Annotated in this window: 4 protein-coding genes; all 4 read right to left on the reverse strand. The window is 69.5% G+C overall.

Features of this window, described 5'->3' with window-relative positions:
• Nucleotides 1-53: 53 nt before the first annotated feature.
• The gene (locus tag AC069T_RS37810; RefSeq protein WP_478787054.1) at nt 54-1,064 is read right to left on the reverse strand and encodes a recombinase family protein; all 1,011 of its coding nucleotides are present in this window, start codon (nt 1,062-1,064) and stop codon (nt 54-56) included.
• Between the two features lie 217 nt (nt 1,065-1,281).
• Nucleotides 1,282-2,121, reverse strand: a complete 840-nt coding sequence (locus tag AC069T_RS37815; protein WP_478787055.1) for a hypothetical protein — start codon at nt 2,119-2,121, stop codon at nt 1,282-1,284.
• Complete coding sequence (locus tag AC069T_RS37820) at nt 2,118-2,852, reverse strand: MerR family transcriptional regulator (RefSeq protein ID WP_478787056.1); 735 nt, start codon at nt 2,850-2,852, stop codon at nt 2,118-2,120. Before AC069T_RS37820 ends, AC069T_RS37815 begins: the two co-directional genes overlap by 4 nt.
• 137 nt (nt 2,853-2,989) lie before the next feature.
• Entirely contained in the window at nt 2,990-6,112 is a 3,123-nt protein-coding gene (locus AC069T_RS37825; RefSeq protein WP_478787057.1) for a Tn3 family transposase, read from the reverse strand.
• Nucleotides 6,113-6,244 lie beyond the last annotated feature (132 nt).

The raw sequence follows: 6,244 nt of genomic DNA on the forward strand, positions 1-6,244 counted from the left end.
ACGGCCTTGGGGAACATCGGTACAGCCGTTGGCGCTGAGATTGATCATGGGGTCTAGCTGCGGATCTCCGTGTTCGGGTGGGGCTGGGCTTGGAGACGGTTACGGAGGTCGATCTCCTCGGGGGTGAGCGGGTCTTCTGGCCGGCGGATGCGGACGTGCTTGGGCCGCAGCGGCAGGGCGTCGTCCGCCGCAGCCTCCTCGGCTTCGGCCAGCGCTCGATAGAGGGAGGCGACCGAGGGGTTCTTGCCCGCGTTCTTCCCGGTCTTGATGACCAGCTTCTTGGCGATCTCGGGGACGGGGACGCCCTTGTCCTTGAGCGCGACGGCGAAGGTGAGCATGTCGTCGTCGATGACCTTCGGCCGTCCGCCGTGGTTGCCCTTGGCCGCTGCGGTGACCTGGCCTTCGAGGGTCTTCTCCCGGATGTAGTTGCGCTCGATCTGTCCGGCGACGGCGAGCACCGCGAAGAACATGGCGCCCATGCCGTTGGGGTCGTAGATGCCGGTGAGCGGGCCGGTGAGGAGTTCGAGCTGGATGCCGCCGGCCTGGAGCTCGGCGGACAGCGTCATCAGCTCGGCCGCGTTGCGCGCTAGCCGCTTGAGCTCGTGGACGGTGAAGATGACCGGCGTCTCGGGTGCGGCCTCCTTGAACTGGCGAGCCAGCGCGAGCGCCTTCTCCAGTTCGGGCCGCACCTTGATGCGGGTGCTGATCTGCTCCTGGAAGACCTTGTGGCACTCCGCGCGGTGGAGGGCTTCGAGCTGGCTCGCCAGCTCCTGGCGGGCGGTCGAGGTACGGGCATACCCGATCCTCACCGGCCGCTCGGTGCGGGGCGCGGGCACGACGGCGAGCGCGGGGCCCTGCTTCCACGCGCGGCCGGGGAGGCGGTCGGCGGGGACGGGGATCTCCAGTTCCTCGCGGAGCGCGGGGACGAGGACGAAGCGCGGGGTGTGGTACTTCGCGGCGGTCTTCCCGCCCCGGGTGCGGCAGGGGCTACCGGCGGGCGCGTCACAGTTCGGGCAGTCGTGACGTTCTACCGCCAATGCGGCCTGATCGGGCGTGAGATCCATGGCGGCAGTCTCTCAGAAGTACCTCGCACAACATGCGGGTTTCGAGAGGACTTTTGCGAGTGGCGACCTGCGGGAACGTGATCACTTCCGGCGCTCTCGCAGAACTCTCACAGATGTTCATTTGTGAGAATGCCGAGAAGTCGAACATGCAACCGGGCGGCGCCCGATCGGAGCACCTTGCCGGGCGCCACGTCGCGGCGAGGACCAACCTGTGTGCTCAGGCGGGCTGACGGAGCGCGCTGACCAGTGCGCGCGGGTCGTCGGCGTGGAAGCGGATGGTGTGGGCCTCTTCCGTTGCGCCGAGCGGGCGGGTGAAGGGGAGTGGCCGGTTCAGCTCCAGGGTCACCGAGGTCTGGCTGCCCACTATGAGGTCGAGGACCCCGTCCTCGGAAAGGGTGATCAGGCCGCCTTCGGGGTAGCGCCGGTCGACGCGGACCGAGGCGACCGCGTCCGGCGGTACGGCGAGGTCGAAGAGGGCTCCGTAGCGGATCCGCAGAGAGCCGTCGGGGCGCACGACGTGCGGCCGGGTGACGCAGGCGGCGTGCAGGGCCAGCACAAGGACGACGCCGTACAGGTCGAGTACCAGGATCACCCGGTGGACCACCGGCCAAGGGATGAGGAAGGCCAGGCCCACCGTCTCGATGACCATCACGAAGAGCAGCCCGTACATCATCGCGGTCTGGGGCCCGGTGTACGCGGCAGCGAGGTCCCCAGGGCGCACCCCGTGCGTGCCGCGCCGCACCCACCGCCCCAGGGAGGCGAGGGCGCGCAGCTCGTGGAGGACCAGGCGGCGGACCGTCACCGGCACCGCCTCCTGTACGGCAGCTCGCCGCGCCGCCCGGCGGTCTGCGCCGCGGGCGCGCGCGGCGACATACAGCGAGCGCAGCACCCAGGCTTCCAGCAGCAGCACCGCGAGCACCAGCGCCTCGGCGCCCGCCAGCGCCCAACCGGGCGGCCGGACCCCGGCCACCAGGCAGGCCGCCAGGGCCAGTTCCCCCGGCAGTACGGCGGCGACCGCGACCCGCGCCGCCCGTACGCCCCTTGGTCGGCCGTTCATCCCCGGCCCCTCTCCATGAACGCGTCCATAAGTCGGCCCACGACTTCCGCTTGCGCGGGGGTGTACTCGGCGAGCAGCGCCTCCTTGAACCCGGTCACGACCGCCCCGTCCTCGGGGATTGCGGCGAACAGCTCCTCGGGGACGGCTGCCATCAGGTCAGCTGCCAGAGGTGCGATCCGCGGATCGTCGGCGGGGGCTTCGGCGAGCGCGTCGAGGCGCTCATACAGTTCGACGACCGCGGGATCGGCGACCAGTGTTCCGAGCAGCGCGAAAATCTCTTGGCTACCGGAGCTGGTGGCGTCCAGCAGCGTGAGGTACTCGTGGTCCTTGGCCGCGCTCGGCGAGTCTGTTCGGGGGGCCTGTGCCAGCAGTGCGGCGAGGGCGGGTGAGACGGGCCCGGTCGCGCCGGGCGGCTCGGCGAGCAGGGCGCTGAGCCGGCAGCGGCGCTCCCGGATGTCGGCTTCCTGGCGGGCCAGGTCGGTGTCGAGTTCTTCCAATATCTCGGTCAGTTCGCGTCCGGCATCGTCGGCGAGGGCGTCGCGCACTTCATCGAGGCTGAGGCCGAGTTCGGTGAGTCGGCGCACCCGGGCGAGCAGGACGGCGTCGCGGACGCTGTAGGCCCGGTAGCCGTTGGGGCGCCGCTCCGGTTCCGGAAGCAGCCCGACATGGTGGTAGTGCCGGATCGCCCGGGTGGTGAGCCCCACGAGCGCGGCGATCTCTCCGATTCGCATGCCGCCAGTAGAAACCCTGCCGTTGCGTCAAGGTCAAGCGGCGAAAGCATCGTCGGGCGCAAAACGATTCGAGCGCGTCTACACACCGGAGTGATACGTCTTCGTCAGCGCACGTATCTGGCCAGAGTCCGCTCTCGCTACCCCTCGTCGTCCTCGTCGAGTTCGACTGTGTCTGGGTCGCGAAGCGGGCGTAGGGCGCCGCCGGCCGGGGTGGAGGCGGTGAAGCTGTAGCGGCCCAGGACGTTGAGGTTGCGGTGCTTGAGCGGGGAGAGGCGGGCGATGTCCTCGTCCCGGATCTCGTGGCCCTCGGCACGGAGCTGGGCGACGGCGGCGTCGATGTACCGGGTGGTCCAGAGCACCACGGCGTTGAGGACCAGGCCCAGTGAGCCGAGCTGGTCCTCCATCCCGTCCCGGTACGCCTGGTGAATGGTGCCGCGCTTGCCGTGGCACACGTCGCGGGCCAGCTTGTGCCGGGACTCCTGCACGGTGAGCTGGCGGTTCATCTGGCGGCGGTAGGTGTCGTCGACCGGGTCGACGACGCGGAGCAGGTGCTCGGTCTTGGCGATCCGGCCGTACTCGGCGAATGCCTGCCCCAACGGGGTCGGGTGGCCTTCGCGTCCGAACATCCGCAGTAGGTCGTAGGCGCGAACCTGGTTGGTGACCAGGGAACCGGCGACCCGGAGCATGTCCGGCCAGTGGGTGATCACCTTGTTCAGGTTGACCCGGTTGCGGGCCAGCGGCTCCAGCGGCCCGTACGTACCGGTCCCCACGCCCGGAAGGGACGCGCGCCAGAACCGCTGGTCGTCCAGGTCTTTGAACCGGGGGCTGAAGTTGTAGCCCAGGATGCGGAAGATGCCGAACACGATGTCGCTGTACGAGGCGTTGTCGGTGGCGACCATCTCCGGCTTCACCCCGCCGTCGAGGTTCAGCAGGGCGTCCAGGATGTGCAGGGAGTCGCGAGGGGTTCCCGGCACCACCATCTGCCCGATGCCCGCGACCTGGTCGTTGACGGCGTTGAGCCAGGTGATGCCGCGCTTGAACCCGAAGTACTTGGGCGACGGGGCGGCGTTGATGGTGCGGACGGGGACGACGAACCGCAGTCCGTCGACCGAGGCCAACAGCCCGTCTCCCCAGTACCGCACGATCGGCACCTGGCCCTGCGCCTCGATCAGTGCGGCGTTCGCCGCGGCGATGGTGTCGGCCCGCAGGTAGAACTGGTCGACGTGCACCAGCCGGGAACGGTGAAGCGCCTCATGCGCGGCGTTGATGACCGGTGTCATGCCGATGTTGCACGCCTCCGAGACTAGGAGGGCCACCAGTGAGGTGGTCAGGTCCTTCATGCGGGTTGTGCCGTCGCCCAGGTGCACGAAGGCGTCCAGGAACCCGGTCCAGCCGTGCACCTCGAACAAAAGCTCCGGCAGGTCGATCTTCGGGAGCATCTTCTCCACCCGCCCCCGCAGCAACGTCAGGGACTTCGGCTCGCCCAGCGCGCCGAGCTTGGACACGTTCAGCTTCGCCCGGCCGCCCGGCGGGACCTCGATGGTGACCTTCGTGTCCTGCCCAGCCGTCTCCAGCCGCTCTGCCATCTGCTTCCATGCCGCATCCAGCGCCGTCACCAGCGCGGCCAGGTGCTCCTCGACCGGCATATCCAGGCTCAGACCCGCCAGAACGTCCTCCCGCACGGCCTCCCACTCCGTGCCGTCCAGCAGCCGGGCGCGCGGGTCGGACCAGCGGTGCGAGGGAGAGGCGAACACGTCCCGGCGCTGAAGCGCGCGGTACAGCTGCTCCAGCACACACACCACGTATGCGTCCCGGTCCACGGCCCCCGGCGGCAGCTCGGCGTTGGCATACACCGCCTTGCGCCACGCGGCCGGCACCAACTTGTCATCGACCTCGCGCGGCAGCAGCGGCTTGTCCTTCACCCGCCGCCGCGCAAGAGCGGGCAGCCGCTTCACCCCGGCCAGCACCCGCTTCCCGCCGGTCGCCGCGTCCAGCGCCTTCGACTCGCCCAGCAGCGACAGGAACGGCCGCACCGTGTTGTACCGAGTGGCCAGCGCCGCCCGCATCGCGACCGCCGCCGAGTCCTCGTCCTCCGGCACCAGCGATACCACCAGCGCCGCCGCGCTCATCACTACCGCCCTCGGGGCGACCTCCTCCACCGCCCGCCACAGCGCGGCCGCGTCCAGATCCGTGCCGTGGCTCTCGACCAGCTCCAGTTCCCCGAACAGCACCTTCGCCGCCCGCGCCAGGGTCCGCGACGCCTTCTCCAGCTGCGGCAGCATCGAGAGCCGCTCCTTGTCCGTCGCCCGCTTCGCCGTGCTGATCAGCCTCGTCGCCATCAGCACCGAGAACAGGTCCAGTGCCTCATCGATCGCCTTGGCCTCAAGGTGACGCATCACAGCGGTGAGCATCGCCGTGCGCTTGGGCTCCGCAGCCCGCTCCAGGCTCGCGGCCTTTGACCCCAGCCCGTACCGGGCCAGCGCCGCGAGCCGGTTCGGCGGGATCTGCGACAGCTTCAACCGGCCCAGCTGGAACGCACCGATCTCATCGACCCGCTCCAGCGACCGCGCGAACGCCGTGCCCGTCGTACGCGTCGGCGGCCGGCGCAGCCGCTCCAGCTCCGAGTACCGGCCGCCCTCCGGTGTCACCAGCGTGGCCACCAGGTCCGCCGGCAGCGCCGGGTCCGCGCGGTGAGCCGCCCTGGCCACGGTGGCGTGCAGCCGCTTCTCCGCGATCGTGCGAACCTCCGACACCTGCCGGGCCAGCACCGAGACACCGGGCAGCAGCACCCGGTTCCGCCGCAGCCAGCCCACTGCCTGGTTGAACAGCGCGACCGGCCCCTCCGCATGCGTCCACGCCCGGCCGTGCAGGAACGTCCGGAACTTCCGACCCCACTCCGCATCTTCGTAGGGGTGATAGCCGTAGGCGTCCCGGATCTCCCACGCGTGCTCGTACGCAGTCTTCGGCCGCTCGGTGTACCGCTTCACACACGACGGGTCCTCGATGCCGAGCTGCACGGCCAGGTGCTCGACCACTGGCCACGGCACCACGAGAGGATCCTCCAGAAACAGCCCCACGTAGCGCACCGTGCACATCTGGAGAGCAAAGCCCAGCTGATGATGCTTCGTACGCCGCATCGCGATCAGATCCCGGTCGACATCGTCCAGGAAGAAGAACCGCTCCAATTCAGGTCTCGTCGGCTCCTCGGCGAACTTCCCGTACGCCTCGGCCTGATCATCAGTTAAGAACTCCACCGGCATGACGGGGACCGTAGCCAGGCCCACCCGTGATCGACGATCTTTCGGCGAACCCCCGTTCTGGAGACGACCTCTGTGCTAGCCGACCATGATCGTTCTCAGCGCCAACGGCTGTACCGATGTTCCCCAAGGCCG

The organism is Streptomyces sp. NPDC043867 (assembly GCF_056435845.1).